Source organism: Candidatus Dormiibacterota bacterium (assembly GCA_036495095.1).
Lineage (GTDB): Bacteria > Chloroflexota > Dormibacteria > Aeolococcales > Aeolococcaceae > CF-96.
Window position 1 is genome coordinate 1 of sequence record DASXNK010000043.1, and the last position, 17,393, is coordinate 17,393.

General features: G+C 73.5%; 15 protein-coding genes. 8 read left to right on the top strand and 7 right to left on the bottom strand.

Annotation, left to right across the window (positions count from 1 at the left end):
- The 5 genes from VGL20_04620 to VGL20_04640 all read right to left on the bottom strand — a co-directional run.
- The coding region (locus VGL20_04620) for a 2-phospho-L-lactate transferase CofD family protein (GenBank protein ID HEY2702954.1) at positions 1-754 on the bottom strand (754 nt) is incomplete at its 3' end.
- Between the two features lie 17 nt (positions 755-771).
- Complete coding sequence (locus VGL20_04625; protein HEY2702955.1) at positions 772-3,243, bottom strand: bifunctional FO biosynthesis protein CofGH; 2,472 nt, start codon at positions 3,241-3,243, stop codon at positions 772-774.
- Positions 3,244-3,251: 8 nt separating this feature from the next.
- Positions 3,252-4,478: a GAF domain-containing protein gene (locus tag VGL20_04630; protein HEY2702956.1), complete on the bottom strand. Its 1,227-nt coding sequence runs from the start codon at positions 4,476-4,478 to the stop codon at positions 3,252-3,254.
- 66 nt (positions 4,479-4,544) lie between these two features.
- Positions 4,545-5,297 (bottom strand): SDR family oxidoreductase, encoded by a 753-nt coding sequence (locus VGL20_04635; protein ID HEY2702957.1) that lies wholly within the window; start codon positions 5,295-5,297, stop codon positions 4,545-4,547.
- Positions 5,290-6,030: a TetR/AcrR family transcriptional regulator gene (locus tag VGL20_04640; protein HEY2702958.1), complete on the bottom strand. Its 741-nt coding sequence runs from the start codon at positions 6,028-6,030 to the stop codon at positions 5,290-5,292. Before VGL20_04640 ends, VGL20_04635 begins: the two co-directional genes overlap by 8 nt.
- An 89-nt stretch (positions 6,031-6,119) precedes the next feature.
- On the opposite strand from VGL20_04640, the gene VGL20_04645 reads away from it, so the two are divergent.
- The 4 genes from VGL20_04645 to VGL20_04660 all read left to right on the top strand — a co-directional run bounded on the left by VGL20_04645 (position 6,120) and on the right by VGL20_04660 (position 10,193).
- Positions 6,120-7,328 carry a DUF5938 domain-containing protein gene (locus VGL20_04645; GenBank protein HEY2702959.1) on the top strand — a complete coding sequence of 403 codons (1,209 nt, stop codon included), beginning with the start codon at positions 6,120-6,122 and terminating at the stop codon, positions 7,326-7,328.
- 10 nt (positions 7,329-7,338) lie between these two features.
- Complete coding sequence (locus tag VGL20_04650; GenBank protein ID HEY2702960.1) at positions 7,339-8,898, top strand: long-chain fatty acid--CoA ligase; 1,560 nt, start codon at positions 7,339-7,341, stop codon at positions 8,896-8,898.
- A gap of 9 nt (positions 8,899-8,907) precedes the next feature.
- Positions 8,908-9,885 (top strand): NADPH:quinone reductase, encoded by a 978-nt coding sequence (locus tag VGL20_04655; protein HEY2702961.1) that lies wholly within the window; start codon positions 8,908-8,910, stop codon positions 9,883-9,885.
- A gap of 89 nt (positions 9,886-9,974) precedes the next feature.
- Positions 9,975-10,193: a dodecin family protein gene (locus VGL20_04660; GenBank protein HEY2702962.1), complete on the top strand. Its 219-nt coding sequence runs from the start codon at positions 9,975-9,977 to the stop codon at positions 10,191-10,193.
- On the opposite strand, the gene VGL20_04665 is transcribed toward VGL20_04660, so the two are convergent.
- Positions 10,168-11,427, bottom strand: coding sequence for a patatin-like phospholipase family protein (locus VGL20_04665; protein HEY2702963.1), 1,260 nt, complete (start codon positions 11,425-11,427; stop codon positions 10,168-10,170). The genes VGL20_04660 and VGL20_04665 overlap by 26 nt on opposite strands.
- 129 nt (positions 11,428-11,556) lie before the next feature.
- Complete coding sequence (lon, locus tag VGL20_04670) at positions 11,557-13,893, bottom strand: endopeptidase La (protein HEY2702964.1); 2,337 nt, start codon at positions 13,891-13,893, stop codon at positions 11,557-11,559.
- A 167-nt stretch (positions 13,894-14,060) separates the two neighbouring features.
- Between lon and VGL20_04675 the strand changes: the two genes are divergently transcribed.
- Genes VGL20_04675 through VGL20_04690 form a run of 4 tightly spaced genes read left to right on the top strand, consistent with a single transcriptional unit; the run spans position 14,061 to position 17,393 of the window.
- Complete coding sequence (locus VGL20_04675) at positions 14,061-14,492, top strand: hypothetical protein (protein ID HEY2702965.1); 432 nt, start codon at positions 14,061-14,063, stop codon at positions 14,490-14,492.
- Between the two features lie 2 nt (positions 14,493-14,494).
- Positions 14,495-15,973 (top strand): NAD-dependent succinate-semialdehyde dehydrogenase, encoded by a 1,479-nt coding sequence (locus VGL20_04680; protein ID HEY2702966.1) that lies wholly within the window; start codon positions 14,495-14,497, stop codon positions 15,971-15,973.
- A complete protein-coding gene (locus VGL20_04685) occupies positions 15,970-16,659 on the top strand; it encodes a GNAT family N-acetyltransferase (GenBank protein HEY2702967.1) in 690 nt (229 codons plus the stop codon). The genes VGL20_04680 and VGL20_04685 overlap by 4 nt, the downstream gene beginning before the upstream one ends.
- The gene (locus VGL20_04690; GenBank protein HEY2702968.1) at positions 16,656-17,393 is read left to right on the top strand and encodes a Type 1 glutamine amidotransferase-like domain-containing protein; all 738 of its coding nucleotides are present in this window, start codon (positions 16,656-16,658) and stop codon (positions 17,391-17,393) included. Before VGL20_04685 ends, VGL20_04690 begins: the two co-directional genes overlap by 4 nt.

Sequence of the window (17,393 nt, forward strand, 5' to 3'; positions counted from 1 at the left end):
GGTGGGGCAGCCCGCGGGCCGCGAGGAAGGCGGCGCGCACCCGGGCGCGGCCCTGCTCGGGAGGCGTGGCCGGCTCCTGGCCGCTCACCACCGGGGTGACCGCCACGGTACCCCCGCCGCGCCCCGCCAGAGCCTCGCGAACCCCCGGCAACGCCACGATGGGGCCCAGGCTGCTCACCGGGTTGCTCGGCGCCAGCAGCACCAGCTCGGCGGCGGCGATCGCCTCCTGCACCCCCGGCGCCGCCGTCGCCACCTCGATCCCGGCCTGGTGGACGGCGATCACCCGCGGCTGGGCGTGGCGCAGCACCAGGTACTCCTGCAGGGTCAGGGTGCCCTCGTCGGTGCTGACCATGGTGCGCACCGGCGCGTCGCTCATCGGCAGCAGCCGGGCCTCCACCCCCCAGGCCTCGGCCAGCCGCGCGGTGGCCTCGCCGAGGCTGCGTCCCTCGCGGAGCAGCCGGGTGCGCTCGAGGTGCTGGGCCATGTCCCGGTCACCGACGTGGAACCAGCCGGCGCCGTGGCGGGCGAGCGCCGCGTTGCAGTGGAAGGTGTCTCCGCGCAGCCCCCAGCCGCGCTCCTCGTCGAAGCAGCCGGCGAGCGCGTAGAGAACGCTGTCGAGGTCGGGGGAGACGTGGAGGCCGAGCCACTCCAGGTCGTCGGCGGTGTTGCCGATGCAGCAGAGCCCGGCGGTCCGTCCGCGCAGGCCGCCGAGGAACCGGGCGGCGCCGAACCCGCCGCAGAGGACCGTGACCACCGCGGCGGCCGCGCCGGCTACCGCAGCGCTGCCGGGGCCCGGTGACGCGCCGGGGCGCGGCCGTAGACGGTGGTGCGCTCCACCGGCTCCCGGCCGATCTCGCGGATCGCCGCCTCCAGCTCCTCGGGCTCCTTGCGCACCCCCCACTCGGCGCCGGCCATCCGCGAGATGGTCTCCTCCATGAGGGTGCCGCCGAGGTCGTTGGCGCCGCCCTGGAGCAGCTCCTTCGAGGCCTCGAGCCCGAGCTTCACCCACGAGACCTGCACGTTGTCGATCAGCCCGCTGAGCATGATCCGGGCGATCGCGTGGACCCGCCGGCTGTCGGCGACCGAGGCGCCGGGGCGGGCCAGGCCGGCCAGATAGATCGGCGAGTTCTGGTGGACGAAGGGGAGGGGCACGAACTCGGTGAAGCCACCGGTGCGCTCCTGGATGCGCGCCAGCCGGCGGATGTGGCCCACCCAGTGCGGGGGCGCGTCGACGTGGCCGTACATCATCGTCGACGAGGAGCGGAGGCCGACCGCGTGGGCGGTGCTGACGATCTCCTCCCAGGTGTCGGCGGGGAGCTTGCCCTTGGTGAGCACCCAGCGCACCTCGTCGTCGAGGATCTCGGCGGCGGTGCCGGGGATGGTGCCGAGCCCGCGGTGGCGGCACTCCTCGAGGAACTCGCGGAAGGAGATGCCCAGCCTGGTCGACCCGTTCAGCACCTCCATCGGGCTGAAGGCGTGGATGTGCATCTCCGGCACCCGGGCGCGGATCGCGTCGAGGATCAGGAAGTAGAAGTCGGCGGGCAGCCCCGGATGGATGCCGCCCTGGATGCACACCTCGGTGGCGCCGTATCCCCACGCCTCCTCGGCGCGGTCGGCGATCTCGTCGAGGCGCAGCGTGTAGGAGTCGGGGTCCATCTCGCGCTGGGCGAAGGCGCAGAAGCGGCAGCCGGTGTAGCAGACGTTGGTGAAGTTGATGTTCCGGTTCACCACGTAGGTGACGGCATCGCCCACCGCGGCCGCGCGCAGCCGGTCGGCGACCCGGCACAGCTCCTCGAGCGCCACGCCCTCCGCCTGGAACAGTGCCAGCGCCTGCTCGTCGGTGACCGGACGGCCCGCCTCGGCGTTGCCGAGCGCGGCGCGGATCTCGGCGTCGAGCGGCGCCCCGGTGCGCGGCGTCCACGCGGCGGTCACCGGCAGCGCGTGGATGTCGCCGTACACCGCCAGCGCGTCGTCGCGCAGCCCGGCGTCGGCGCCCTTCGCGTAGGTGAGCGCGGTCTGGCGCGGCTTCCACTCCACGTCGGGGTCCTGCCAGGGCTGGGGCTCGGCGCGTGCACCCTCCACGGCGAGCCCGTCCCCGCCCAGCAGCGCCGCCACCGGCGCGCGCATCCGGGTGGCCAGGAAGGGGTCGGGACGGGTGGCGAACTCGGGGTAGACGCAGAGGCGCTCGCGCAGGGTGAGCCCGTGCTCGGCGGTGCGCGCCGCGAGATCGTCGAGGGCGGGCCAGGGGGCCTCGGGATTGACGTGGTCGGGGGTGACCGGCGAGACCCCGCCCCAGTCGTTGATGCCCGCCGCCAGCAGCCGCGGGTAGTGGGGGTCGCTGAGGTTCGGCGGCGCCTGCACGTTCATCCGCGGGCCCAGCACCACCCGCGCGGTGGCGACGGCAGCGAGGAACTCGTCGAACCCGGGCTCGGGATGGTCGCGCATCGCGGTGCGCGGCTTCGCCCGGAAGTTCTGGACGATGACCTCCTGGACGTGGCGATGGCGCCGGTGCGCCTCGCGGATGGCGAGGAGCGCGTCGGCGCGCTCCGCCTCGGTCTCGCCGATGCCGACCAGGATGCCGGTGGTGAAGGGGATGCCGAGGCGGCCCGCGTCCTCGATGGTGCGCAGTCGCACCGCCGGGACCTTGTCGGGGGAGCGGTGGTGGGCCATGCCCTTCTCGAGCAGGCGCTCCGAGGTCTGCTCGAGCATGATCCCCATCGAGGCGCTCACCTGCCTGAGGCGCGCCATGTCCTCCCACGACATCACCCCGGGGTTGAGGTGGGGGAGGAGGCCGGTCTCCTCGATGATCAGGATGCAGATCGCGCGCAGGTACTCGAGGGTGCTCCGGTAGCCGCGCTCCTCGAGCCAGCGCCGCGCCGTCGGATAGCGGTCCTCGGGCTTGTCGCCGAGGGTCAGCAGCGCCTCCTTGCACCCCGCCTCGCGTCCCGCGCGAACGATGGCGAGCACCTCGTCGGGGGAGAGGAAGGGGGCGGCGACCCGAGCCGGTGGTTTCGCGAACGTGCAGTAGTGACAGTGGTCGCGGCAGAGCATCGTGAGCGGCACGAACACCTTCCGCGAGTAGGTGACGACGTCGCCGTGGCCGAGCTCACGCAGCCGTGTGGCCACGGCACAGAGCTCGGCGAGGGCCTCGCCCCGCGCACCCAGGAGCGCGGTGACCTCGGCGGGCGACAGGGTCTTCCCCTGGGCCGCGCGGTGCAGAGCACGGCTCAGTGTCCGCTCCATGTCGGCACCTACTGTAGAGGATCGGTCGGTGAGGGGGCTCCCGCCGAGGCGGCGAACGTGGGCACGCTGCCGCAGAGGGTCATGCCGCCGTCGGCGTTGCTCTGAAGGGAGAGCTCGCCGCCGACCCGGGCCAGCCGCTGGCTCAGCGACGCGAGCCCGTAGTGCTCACCGTCCCGGGGCACGTGGGTGACCTGGAAGTCCTCGGGAAGGCCGCGCCCGTCGTCCTGCACCAGGACCTCGGCGCTCTCCTCGCCGTAGTGCATGGTGACCAGCACCGTCGACGCCCCGGCGTGCTTGCCCACGTTGTGGAGCCCCTCGCGCACCACCGCGAGCAGCACCCCCTCCTGCTCGCTGCTCAGCGGATACGCCTCGCCGAGGACCGCGAAGTCGGTGGCGGTGCCGGTGAACGTCGCGAAGCCGCGCACGTCCAGGCCGATCACCGCCGGGAGGCCGTCGTCGCAGGCGGCCGGCGCGAGCGCGCGGAGGATGTCGCGCAGCGAGGAGGCCGCCTGTGACGCCTGCGCCTCGATGGCGCGGATCTGCTCCACCACGTCGGGCGCGCCACCTCCCAGGGTGGTGCTGGCGCGCTGCGCCGCGCTGCCGATGCCGAAGAGCAGCGGGCTGAGGTTGTCGTGGAGGTCGCGGGAGAGCCGCTGCCGCTCCTCCATCGCGCTGAGCCGGGCGGTCCGCTGCGCGCCCATCGCGGCTCCCAACGTCGGGCCCAGCTCGGCGGCGAACTCCTCGGCAAGCCGCCGGGCGCGGTCGCCGACGTCGCCGGGTGTGCGATTCAGGGCATAGAGGACCCCGATCACCCGGCCGCGATGGATGATCGGCACCCCGAGGATGGCGTGGATCCCCTCCTGGCGGACCATGTGATCGACCAGCCGGGGCGAGATCTCCGGCTCGGTCTCGAAGTCGGCGACCGACACCGACAGCCGGTGCTGCAGCACCTTGCCGGCGACACCGTCGCCGTACGCCACCTCGAGGCCGTTGCGCACCCCCGGGGTGCGCACCCGCCAGGCGCCGCGGGTGACCATGAGCCGCGGGCCCTCGCGCAGGCTCACCCCGGTCGCGTCGGTGCCGACGATGGGGCCGAAGCGGCAGGCCGCCCGCCGGGCGACGACGGAGGCGTCGAGCAGCCCCACCAGGCTGCGCGACGCCTCGGTCATCCGCCGCAGGTCGGCGACGGCGATGCGCGCGGCGCTGTGGTCGGCGCGGGTCATGCGCCGCGGCACCGCGGCCGGAACGCGCCCGGCACCGGGCCGGGCGCGTCCGATGCGACGTTCACCGCTGCTCCCCGGCTACAGCAGCCGCTCGCTGAGGACGTTGTCGACAGTGATGTGGGCACCGTTGACGAACGAGGCGCGGTCGGTGGCGAGGAAGAGCACCGCCTGGGCGGCCTCGCGGGGGGTCCCCAGCCGTCCCTGCTTGGCCTGGAGGATGGGGCCCAGGTCGCCGAAGGCCGCCGCCAGCTTGCCGAAGGCCCGCTCGGTCACCATCGGGGTGTCGAGGAACGCGGGGCAGACGCAGTTCACCCGCACGCCGGCGTCGCGCAGCTCGGCCGCCGCGGTCCGGGTGAGCGACACCACCGCCGCCTTGGTGGCCGCGTAGGCGCCGAACATGGGACAGCCCCCGAGCCCGGCGACCGAGGACATGTTCACGATGTTGCCGCCGCCCGACGCGATGATCGCCGGCGCCCCGTACTTGATCCCGAACCACACGCTCTTGATGTTGACCTGGAGGATCTGGTCGAAGTCCGCCTCCTCGTGGTCGAGGAGGCTGACCACCTGCTCGATGCCGGCGTTGCTCACCAGCACGTCGAGGCCGCCGAAGGCCGCGGAGGCGGCGTCGATCGCCCTCTTCACGTCCTCGCCCCTGGACACGTCACCGGTGACCGAGGGGCAGCCGAGGCTGTCGGCGATCTCCTTCACCCCGGCGCTGATGTCCTGGAGCATCACCTGCGCCCCCTCCTCGACGAAGAGCTCGGCGATCTGCCGCCCGATGCCCGACGCCGCGCCGGTGACCAGGGTGCGCTTTCCCTGCAGCTCAGCCATCCTGTCTCCTTTCTCCTTGCCCGTTGCCTGCGCTCGCCGCCCGCGTGCCCAGCGGCAGGCGAGCGTGCAGCTCCTGGGTGACGATGCCCCTCAGCACGAGGGTCATGTAGTGGTCGGCGATGGTGTCGGGGTCGAGCCGCGCGCCCGGCTGGTACCACTGCAGGGTGGAGTTCATCAGCCCGGCGATGGCCATGCTGGTGAGCCGGACGTCGTGGGGGCGGATGCTGCCCTCGCGGACGCCGCGCTCGAGCAGCAGCTCGACCAGCACCTCGGTCTCGCGGCGGAGGTCGAGGACCTGGCGGTACTGGGGACCGCGGATGCGCCACTGCTCGCGCACCAGCACCCGCCACTGGTCGCGGAAGTGGTCGACCTCGTACATCCAGCGGCGGGCGACCTCGTAGGCGCACTCGACCACGGGCACGTCGCGCTCGCAGATCCGCCGCATGTCCGCGACGAAGGCGCCGCCGGTGTCGGTGACGATGTGGACGAGCACCGCCTCCTTGCTCTCCACGTGGTAGTAGAGCGAGCCCAGGGTCAGCCCCACCGCGGAACAGATGTTTCGCATCGTGGTCTCCGCGTAGCCGCGCTCGGCGAACAGCCGGGCGGCGACCTCGAGGATCTCGCGGGTGCGCACGACGGTCGGCTTGCGCTGCTGCGGCACCGACCGGGCGGTGCCGCCGGCCTGCCGGCCGGGGCGAGGGGCGCCGTCCGCGGACGCTGTGTGCTGGCTCATCTCCCCGCACGTTGACGACTATCGAACGTCCGATAGATACTACCAGCCCGGTGGAGGTGATTGGTAGGTCAGCGAAGGAGGTCCTGGTCGTGGGCACCAACAAACCTGTCGTCGTCTATGGAGCGAACGGGTACACGGGAAGGCTCGTCTGCGAGTACCTGCGCGAGTACAACCTCCCCTTCATCGCCGCCGGCCGCGACGCGTCACGGGTCCGCAGCGTGCTGGAGAGCGTGCCGGGGATCGAGACCGCGGACTACGAGGTCCGGGAGGTCGAGCACTCGGTGGGAGCGCTCACCGAGCTCTTCTCGGGCGCCAAGGTCGTGTGCAACATGGTCGGGCCGTTCATCACCTACGGCCCCCAGGCCGCCGAGGCGGCGCTGAACGCCGGCTGCCACTACCTCGACACCACCGGCGAGCAGGACTGGTGCATGGTCGCCGACGAGAGGTTCGGCGCCCGCTTCGCCGAGAAGGGGCTGCTGATCTCGCCCTCCTGCGCGCACCAGTTCACCACCAGCGACATCGCCGCCCACATCTGCCTGGAGACCACCGGGGTCGACAGCCTCGACATCCTCTCCATCTGGGGCGGGATGCCGACCAAGGCGTCGACGGCGACGATCTTCACCATCCTCATGGCCGACCACCACTACCTCGAGCAGAACCAGTACGTGAAGTACCCGCCGGCGGCGTACTTCGAGGTGGTGCTGCCCGGACAGCATCAGACCGCGCTGGTGATGTCGAACTGGTCGTCCCCGCACCCGGTCTGGCACCGGCGCAACCCGCGCGTCGCCAACTGCAAGGTGCTCGGCGGCGTGTTCAACCGCGCGGTCATGGAGCAGGTCGTCCAGATGGCGCAGATGGTCGAGGAGAAGATCAAGCCACTGGACCCGGACGGCCAGCGCAAGGCGCTCGCCGACGTGGCCGCCCAGGTGCAGGCGGGGATGCCGCCCCGGGAGAACCACCGGGTCAACCGGTCGCTCGACTCCGTGTACGCCACCGGGCCGCACAAGTCGGTGCACTGCGTGATCCGCGGCTCCAGCAACTACAAGCAGACCGCGCTGTACCAGGCCTTCTGCGCGCACAACCTGGTGATCGGCCGGCCCCGCGCCGTCGGCTTCGCCTCGGTGTGCCAGGCCTTCGGGCACCGCGAGGCGCTCGGCGTGCAGCAGAGCTTCGGCCTCCTCGGCGAGCCGGTCGTCACCGGCCAGGTGAGCCAGGTGCCGGCGCCGGTGTCCGCGTCGGACCTGGGCAGGCTCAACGGCGCCGGCGTTCCCGCGCAGGTGCTGCAGGCCGTGCACTGACCGTCACCCGATGAACCTCGGTGACATCCTCACCAACGCGTCACGGGTGTATCCCGACACCACCGCCCTCGTCTGGGACGAGGGCGGTGGGCGTCGCAGCTACCGCGAGCTGAACCAGCGCGCCGACGCCCTCGCCGGCGCGCTGGCCGGCGATCTCGGCGTCGGTCACGGCGACCGGGTCGCGGTGATGATGTACAACGGCCCGACCCTGCTCGAGGCCATGTTCGCGGTGTGGAAGGCGGGGGCGACGGTGGTGCCGCTCAACGCCCGCTTCACCGCCGAGGAGATCGCCTACCACGTCGCCGACTCCGGGGCCCGGGTGCTCATCGGAGGCGCCGACTTCGCCGCCACCCTCACCGGCATGCGTGACCGGATCGGGGCGGAGACGCTGGTGCTCGAGGGCGGCGGCGACGGTGCCGCCGACCTCGGCGGGCTGGCGGCGGCGCACGCCGGGCAGCCCTTCACCACCGTGGACGTGGCCGACGACGACGTCGCCTGGATCGCGTACACGTCGGGCACCACCGGACGGCCCAAGGGCGCGATGCTCACCCACGGCGCGCTCACCTTCGTGGCGGTGTCCTGGCTGGCCGACCTGCAGCACCTCGAGCCCGAGGACGTCGGCCTCTACGCGGCACCGCTCACCCACGGGGCCGGGATCATGGCGCTCGCCTTCACCATGAAGGCCTGCACCCAGGTGCTGCTCCAGCCCACCGGCTTCGACGCCGCCCGCTTCCTGGCGACGATCGCTCGCGAGCGGGTCACCCACACCTGGCTGGTGCCGACCCAGGTCAAGATGGTGCTCGACCATCCCGGGCTGGACGGCGCCGACCTCTCCACCCTGCGCACCATCGTCTACGGTGGCGCGCCGATGCACGTCGAGCACCTCCGGGAGGCGATCCGGCGGATCGGCCCGGTGTTCGTGCAGCTCTTCGCACAGACCGAGTCGCCGATGACCGCCACCCATCTCCGGGCCCAGGAGCACATCGTCGAGGGCCCGGGCAGCGAGCGGCTCGCCTCCTGCGGCCACGTGCGCTCGGGCATGGAGGTGGCCATCGTCGACGGCGACGACCGTCCCGTCGCCGCCGGCGAGACCGGCGAGATCTGCGTGCGCGGACCGGCGCTGATGAAGGGGTACTGGCAGCGGCCCGAGGCCACCGCCGAGACCCTGCGCGGCGGCTGGCTGCACACCGGCGACATCGGCCGCCTCGACGACCACGGCTACCTGTACATCATGGACCGGTCCAAGGACATGCTCATCTCCGGCGGGCTCAACGTCTATCCGCGCGAGATCGAGGAGGTGCTGCTGCGCCATCCCGCGGTCTCGGAGTGCGCGGTCATCGGCATCCCCGACGATCGCTGGGGCGAGACCGCGATGGCGGTGGTGGTGCTGGCGGACGGCGTGGAGGTGACCGCCTCCGACCTGAAGAGCTTCGCGAGCGAGCACCTCGCCCCCTACAAGAAGCCGCGAGCCTTCGAGTTCGTCGGCGCGCTGCCCAAGACGACCTACGGGAAGATCGACAAGAAGGCGCTGCGCGCGCCCCACTGGGCGGGTCGCGAGCGCATGGTCTGAGGTGGTGCGGTGAGGGCTGCGTACTTCCGGCGCGTCGGACCGGCGCGCGAGGTGCTGGAGGTCGGCGAGATCCCCGACCCCGAGGCGGGGCCGGGGCAGGTGCGGGTGCGGGTGGCGGCGTCGGGAATCAACCCGGCCGACGTCAAGCGCCGCGCGGGGATGCGCGGCGAGCTGCCCTTCCCCCTGGTGGTGCCTCACGACGACGGTGCCGGGGTGATCGACGCGGTCGGGGAGGGAATCCCGCCGTCGCGGGTCGGGGAGCGGGTCTGGGTGTACGACGCCCAGCTGCGCGGCGCCTTCGGCACCGCCGCCGAGGCGGTGGTCGTGTCCGCGGCGCAGGCGGTGCCGCTGCCCGGGGGAACCGGGTTCGACGCCGCCGCGTGCCTGGGGGTGCCGGCGGTGACCGCGCATCGCTGCGTGCACGCGGACGGCCCGGTGGAGGGCCGCACCGTCCTCGTCCAGGGGGCCACCGGCGCGGTCGGGCTCGCCGCGGCGCAGCTGGCGCGGCGGGCCGGCGCCCGGGTGCTGGTGACCGCCGGGTCGCCGGAGAAGCTCGCCGCGCTGGCGGAGCGGGGCTTCGACGAGGGCGTGGTCTACCGCAGCGCCGACGTCGGGGCGTGGGCGCGCGAGCGCACCGGCGGCGCGGGCGTCGACCGGGTGGTCGACGCCGAGCTCGGCGAGAACCTCGGCCGCGATCTCGACGCGGTCCGCGCCGGCGGGGTGATCTGCGCCTTCGGGTCGGCGCTGAACCCGGAGCCGGTGCTGCCGGTGTACGCGATGCTGGGCAGGGCCGCGGTGCTCCGCATGGTGCTCGTGTACCTGATCTCGGCGGAGCAGCGGGCGGCGGCGAACGCGGAGGTGACGGCGGCGCTGGAGGACGGCAGCCTGGCCCCGATCATCGGCCGGCGCTTTGGCCTGGAGGACGTCGCCGCCGCCCACGAGGCCGTCGAGGCGGGCTCGTTCGGACAGGTGGTGGTGACGCCGTAGCCGGCTCGGCGCGCTGACGGCCGCCGGACGCCCGGCGCAGAATGGCCGCCCGGCCGCGGCATGGCCGCGGCCAGTGTGGAGGAGCCGGGATGGCCGACACCGTGTATCGCGTCACCGATCTCGTGGGCGTGAGCAGCGACTCCTGGGAGGCGGCGGCCCAGGTTGCGGTCGAGACCGCGGCGAAGACGCTGCGAGACCTGCGGGTGGCCGAGGTCGTGAAGCTCGACTGCACCATCGAGGACGGGAAGGTGGCGAAATTCCGCACCCGGCTCAACGTATCGTTCAAGTACGAGGGCGGCGGCGACTAGAGACCAGACCGTCGGTGGGTGCGGGGGCCTCGCCGCCGGGCAGGTCCTCGCACCGCCACGGGTCGGCGGCGGGTCGGCCCGCGAGCCATCGCCGGGCGTCGGCGCGGCCGAGGTCCATCATCGGGTCGAAGAACTCGCGGGCGAAGAGGAGGTAGCTGAGCACCTCGCCGCGCTGCGGGTTGCGCCCGACGTCGAGGACACGGCCGAGCAGGTGGAGGTCGCGGGACCGGCGCAGCCCGCCCAGGCCCGCGAAGTACCGCCGGTGGATCTCGCCGGCGAGCCGGCCCACGGTGTCGCCGCCGGGCGGCGCCACGAAGATGTACGGGACCGGCCGGCGGGCGCCGGGGACCTGCGCGGCGGCGGGGGTGTTCCCGCGGGCGAGGAGCTGGTTGACCATGACCAGCGTGGCCACGTCGTTGGCGAGCTGGTCGGCGAGGCCGGCCTGGAGCATCTGCGCCGCCCCGGCGAAGATGTCGGGGCGTTCGCCGTCGGTGGGCTCGCGGGTGCCGGCGATCGAGTTGAGGCCGATCACCACCAGCCGGTCGGCGCCGAGCCGGAGCGCCGGCTTGAGCGGGGTGTTGAGCCGGGTGCCGCCGTCGCCGTACCAGCCGGCGGCCCGTGAGGGGCGGGTGACCTCGACCGCGGGGAAGAGCACCGGGATCGCCGCCGATGCGCGCACGTGCACCTCGCTCAGCCGGGTGGCGACGTAGTCGATGCCGCGGACCGGGTCGTGCGGCGGCGGTGATCCGCCGTGGTGGAAGACGACGCTCCGGTTGGTGCGGTACGACGTCGCCACCGCGGCCACCGACTGCAGCCTGCCCTCGGTGACGTTGCGGGCGACGCGGTCGAAGCCGATTCTGCTGGCCAGGGTCTGCGACTGCGGGCCCGAGTCGAGCAGGCTCGGGACGCTGGCCCCGGGGACGCCGGCGAGCTCGAGGCCGTAGAGGAGCAGGCGCTTCAGCTCGCCGAGGGAGATGAGCGGGCCGAGGACGTCCTCGTACCGGGTCATCTGCCAGGTGCCCTCGGCGCGCTGGATTGCGTCCCCGAAGGGGAGGTGGGCGCCGGCGGCGAGGAGGGCGGCGTTGATGGCGCCGGCGCTGGTGCCGACGATGATCTGCGGGCGCTCGTTGCGGGCCTCGAGGATCGGGGCGAGGACGGAGAGGACGCCGATCTCGTAGGCCCCCCGTGCGCCGCCGCCGGAGAGGACGAGGCCGACCCGTGTCGGTGTGGGCATGGGCTGGACCATGATGGCGGCTGGTACTCGGGCGCGGCTGAGCACCGTGGCCACCGCCGAGGACCGGGGGGCCTGGCCGGTGACCGGCCGGAGCACGCCGCCCCGGCCGGTCCGCCTGGCGCCGTCTGTCTACGCGGCCCTCAGCGAGCCGGCGTGCGCCTCCCCCTCGAGCGCCACGGCGAGCACGTCCTCGACCCGGGTCGCCAGGTGGAAGGTCATGTCGTTGCGCACGCTCTCGGGCACGTCGTCGATGTCGTTCTGGTTCCGCCGCGGGAGGATCACCTCGCGCAGCCCCATCCGGTGCGCGGCGAGCACCTTCTGCTTCACCCCGCCGATCGGCAGCACCAGGCCCTGCAGCGTCACCTCGCCGGTCATCCCCACGGTGCTCCGCACCGGTCGGCCGCTGAGCAGGCTGACGATCGCCGTGGTCATGGTGACCCCGGCCGACGGGCCGTCCTTGGGGATGGCGCCCGCGGGAACGTGGATGTGGAACGCCCTCGCCGCCGCGGACGGGTCGATGCCCAGCTCCACGGCGTGGGAGCGCACGTAGGACAGCGCGATCTGCGCCGACTCCTTCATGACGTCGCCCAGCTGTCCGGTCAGGGTCAGACCCCGGCCCGGGGTGCTGGTGGCCTCCACGAAGAGCACGTCGCCACCGGTGCCGGTGACCGCGAGCCCCGTGGCCACCCCCGGCACCGCGGTGCGCTCGGCGACCTCGTTGTCGACCTTCGGCTTGCCCAGGTACTCGCGCACCTGGTCGCCGTCGATCCGCACCGGCGGCGTCAGCCGCCCGGTGGCGAAGCCGGTGGCCACCTTGCGGGTGAGCTTGCCGAGCTCGCGCTCGAGGTTGCGCACCCCCGCCTCGCGGGTGTGGTCGCTCATCACCCTGAGCAGGGCGGCGTCGGTGACGCTGACCTCCTCCGGACGCAGGCCGGCGCGGGCCACCTGCCGGGGAAGCAGGTGATCGCGGGCGATCGCCACCTTCTCCTGCTCGGTGTAGCCGTCGAGCCGGATCAGCTCCATGCGGTCGAGCAGCGGCGCCGGGATCGTCTCCCACACGTTCGCCGTGGGGATGAAGAGCACCTCGGAGAGGTCGAGGTCGACCTCGAGGTAGTGGTCGCGGAAGCTGTGGTTCTGCGCGGGATCGAGCACCTCGAGCAGCGCCGCGGACGGGTCGCCCCGCCAGTCTCCGCCGACCTTGTCGATCTCGTCGAGCATGATGACCGGGTTCTTGGTGCCGGCCTCCTTCAGCGCGCGCACGATCCGTCCCGGCAGCGCCCCGATGTAGGTGCGCCGGTGACCGCGGATCTCCGCCTCGTCGTGCACGCCGCCGAGCGACACCCGCGCGAACTTGCGTCCGAGCGCACGCGCGACCGACTCCCCGAGCGAGGTCTTGCCCACGCCGGGCGGGCCCACCAGGGTGATGATCGCGCCCGAGCCGCGGCCGCCGAGCACCTCGAGGCCACGCTCCTGGCGCAGCTTGCGCACCGCCAGGAACTCGAGGATGCGGTCCTTCACGTCCTCGAGGCCGGTGTGGTCCTCGTCGAGGATGCGCCTCGCCTCGGTCAGGTCGTAGTTGTCCTCCGACCGGACGTCCCAGGGCAGGTCGAGCATCCAGTCCAGGTAGGTCCGGATCCAGCCGTTCTCCGGGTTCTGCTCGCTGGTGCGCTCCAGCCGGTCGAGCTCGCGCTCCACCTCGGTGCGCACCGCCTCGGGCATGCCCGCCTCGGCCACCCGGCTGCGGTACGTGGAGACCACGTCGCCGCTGCCCTCGCCCAGCTCCTTGCGGATCGCCTCCATCTGCTGGCGCAGCAGGAAGTCGCGCTGGGTCTTCTCCATCCCCTCGGACACCTTGCTGCGGATCTGCTCCTTCAGCGACGCGTCGGCGAGGTTCTGCCTGGTCCACTCGATGAGGCTGGTCAGCCGCTGCTCGACGTCGAGCGTCTCCAGCACCTCGATCTTCTGGTCGGTGCTGAGCTCGGGCGAGTAGCCGGCGAGGTCGGCGAGGTGGCTGGGGTTGCGGGCGTTCCGGACGAACTGCACCGCTCCCGGCGCGCCCCGCGACTCGAGCACGCTCTCGATCAGCGCTCGGTACTCGCGCGCCAGCTCACGCACCCGGTCGGTGTCGTCCCCCGTCTCCGGCAGACGCTCGACCTGCACCCAGAGGGCGCCCTCGATGTCGGCCTGGCCACCGCCGGGACGGCCGCGGTGCTCACCTTTGAAGATGGCCACCTCGACGCCGGTGGGCAGCCGGCCGGAGCTCTCCACCCGGGCCACGGTGCCCACGCGGGCGAATCGGCCCTCGATGCGCGGCACCAGCAGCACCAGCCGGTTGCCCCGCCCCGCGGCCTCGACGGCCGCCTTCTGGGCGTCGTCGTTCAGCGCCAGGGTGACGGTCATGTGGGGCAGCACCACGACGTCGTCGAGGGGCAGCACGGGGAGGAGTTCGGAGTTCAGCTCGGTCATGTTCTTTGGTATCCCAGTCGAGCTCCGACCGGAGGCCCGGTTGCCTCGGGTCAGGAGCTGACGGGGGGTACGTACCCAGACCGGCCGGGGGCGAATCCAGGGCGTGGGGTGGTCCCCTGCGGGTAGGCTGATCCGACGCCGCTGCCGTGCGTTGGTGAGGAGACGCGATGGACCGGGACGGATACGGGGTGCGTGAGGGGCAGACGCCGCTCGACCGCCTCCTCGAGGACTGCCGCACGCTCTCGCCGGCCGGCATCGAGCGGATCGCGCACGGCTGGGAGGTCCTCGCCGAGGGCGAGCTCCACCCGCCGTACGTCGCCGCCGAGCGCGCCGCCGTCCGGCTCCTGGAGCAGTCGGGTCGCGGCCAGGCGTGGGACGAGCTGCGCAACCGCCTGCTCGGCCTCACCGAGCGCGGCACCCCGATGATCGCGTGGCGGGTGGAGCACGGCGACACCGGCCACCGCGCCGAGCGCGCGCTGCTCGGCACCGCCCTGGCGCTGCTCGCCGGGCCCGACCTCGAGCGCGCCCACCGCGAGGCGCTGCTCCGGCCCACCGCGGAGGCGCTGCCCTGGCTGCTCACCGGCAACCTCCCGGTCTAGCCGTGCCCACCAGCACCGCGCTGAGCGACCGCGAGCACGCCGTCGTCGAGGCGGTTCCCAAGGGCCTGTACATCGGCGGCCGCTGGCGGGAGTCGTCGTCGGGGGCGACCTTCGCCGTCGACGACCCGTCCACCGGGCAGCCGCTCTGCGAGGTCGCCGACGGCAGCCCCGAGGACGGCATGGAGGCGCTGGCGGCGGCCGCCGGAGCCCAGGCGGCCTGGGCCGCGCAGCCGCCCCGCGAGCGCGGCGAGATCCTCCGCCGCGCCTACGAGATGCTGGTGCGGCGCGCCGACGACCTCGCCCTGCTCATGACCCTCGAGATGGGCAAGGCGCTCGCCGAGTCGAGGGCCGAGGTGCTCTACGCCGCCGACTTCCTGCGCTGGTTCGGCGAGGAGGCGGCGCGCATCGACGGGCGCTGGACGATGGGCCCCACCGGGAACGGGCGCATCCTGGTGATGCAGCAGCCGGTGGGCCCGAGCGTGATGGTGACGCCATGGAACTTCCCGATGGCGATGGGCACCCGCAAGATCGGGCCCGCGGTCGCCGCCGGCTGCACCATGGTGGTGAAGCCGGCCCGGCTGACCCCGCTGTCGATGCTCGAGCTCGCCCGCATCCTCGAGGATGCGGGCCTGCCGCCGGGGGTCCTCAACCTGGTCACCACCTCGAGCTCGGGCGCGGTGGTCTCGCCGCTGCTGAGGGACCCGCGCACCCGGAAGCTCTCCTTCACCGGCTCGACCGAGGTCGGCCGCCGGCTCGCCGCCGAGGCGGCGGACAACGTCCTCCGCGTCTCCATGGAGCTGGGCGGCAACGCCCCGTTCCTGGTCTTCGACGACGCCGACCTCGACGCCGCGCTCGAGGGCGCGATGCTCGCGAAGATGCGGAACATCGGCGAGGCCTGCACCGCTGCCAACCGGTTCCACGTCGCCGAGGGCCTCGCCGGCGAGTTCGCCCGGGGCCTCGCCGAGCGGATGGGGGCGCTCCGGGTGGGCCGGGGCAGCGACCCGCAGACCCAGGTCGGGCCCCTGATCGAGGAGGCTGCCCGGCGCAAGGTGGTCGAGCTCGTCGACGACGCCGTCCACCGCGGCGCCCGGGTGCTGACCGGCGGTGCCCCGGTCGACGGGCCGGGCTGGTTCTACCAGCCCACCGTGCTCGTCGACGTGCCCCGCGACGCCCGCCTGCTCCGCGAGGAGATCTTCGGGCCGGTGGCGCCGATCACCACGTTCAGCACCGAGGAGGAGGCGATCGCCCAGGCCAACGACACCGAGTTCGGCCTGGTGGCATACGCCTTCACCCGCGACCTGGCCCGGGCGCTCCGGGTGGTGGAGGCGCTGGAGACCGGGATGGTCGGCCTCAACCAGGGCGTGGTCTCCAACGCGGCCGCACCCTTCGGCGGGGTGAAGCAGTCGGGCTTCGGACGTGAGGGCGGCCACGAGGGCATTCGCGAGTACCTCGAGGTCAAGTACGTCAACCTCGCGGGGTGAGCGATGCCGCCGGCCAGCGCCTGGCCGCCCACCTGCGCGCCCGCCTCGGCGCCTGGCCGCCGCCGCCCGGCACGGTGGAGGTGATCGGAGACCGGCGGCGCGAGCGCGAGCAGGGCGGTCGCTGGTGGATGCCGGCCCTCGCCATCGCCTCCCCGGAGGGCGCGGTGCTGTCGGTGCCCCCGGCGGCGGCCGAGCGGCTCCGCGACCGGCGGCTCGACCTGGAATCCGACGAGCTCTGGCGGGAGGTGGCCGCGCTCACCGGCGAGCCCGACGCGGTGCGCCGCAGCGGCGTCTTCCGCTGGACCGGCAGCCCGGTCCCGGCCCCCGGGCTGGGGGTCTGGCTCGACCCCGCCGACCCCCGGGTGCCGCCCTGGCTCAACGCGTTCGACAGCGAGGTGCTGATCGCCCTCGACGAGAACGGCGCATATCTCGGCGGCGCCGGGCGCAAGCGCCACGATCCCCACGGCCACGAGATCAGCGTCGGCGTCGAGGCCGCGGCGCGCGGTCGCGGCCTGGCGCGGGCGCTGGTGTCGCGGCTGGCCCGCCGCATCCTCGACGACGGCGCCGTCCCGACCTACATCCACGACCCTCAGAATGGCGCCTCGTGCCGGGTGGCGGAGGCCGCCGGCTTCCCCGACCGGGGATGGCGCGCGATGGGTCTGTGGACGGCAGGAGGCAGCGGATGAGCACGGGAACGGTGGTCGGGCCCATCGCCCTGGTGGGGAGCGGCGAGTTCCTGCCGGTGATGCGCGAGGTCGACGCCGAGCTGCTCACCGGCCGCCCCCAACGGGCCGTCTTCCTGCCCACCGCCGCCGCCCCGGAGGGGGAGGAGCGGCTCCGCTACTGGATCGACCTCGGCACCTCCCACTACCGCGGCATGGGGGTCGAGCCGGTGCCGCTGCGGGTGCTGAGCCGGGAGGACGCCGGCGATCCCGAGCTCGCCGCCCAGGTCGAGGGTGCGGGCCTGGTCTACCTCTCCGGCGGCAACCCCGCCTACCTGGTCGAAACCCTCCGCGACACCCTGGTCTGGCGTGCCATCCGCGCCGCCTGGGAGGCGGGGACGGCGCTGGCCGGCTGCTCGGCGGGGGCGATCGCCCTCTCCGCCGTCGTCCCCGACCCGCGCAGCACCGAGATCGGGCGGATCGAGCCCGCCCTCGGCGTGGTGCCCCAGCTGGCGGTGATCCCCCACTTCGACCGCTTCGACCGGGTGCTGCCGAACCTGGCGGGCCGGATCCGCGCCGAGGCCCCGCCCGGCGTGACCACGGTCGGCGTCGACGAGCAGACCGCGCTGGTCGGCGGCCTCGAGGACTGGACGGTGCGCGGCCGCCAGCGGCTGTGGATCATCGGCGACGGCGACGAGCGGCGGAGCCACCGCGCCGGCGAGACGCTGCGGTTCCCGCTGCCCTCCGGCCCCGGCTGA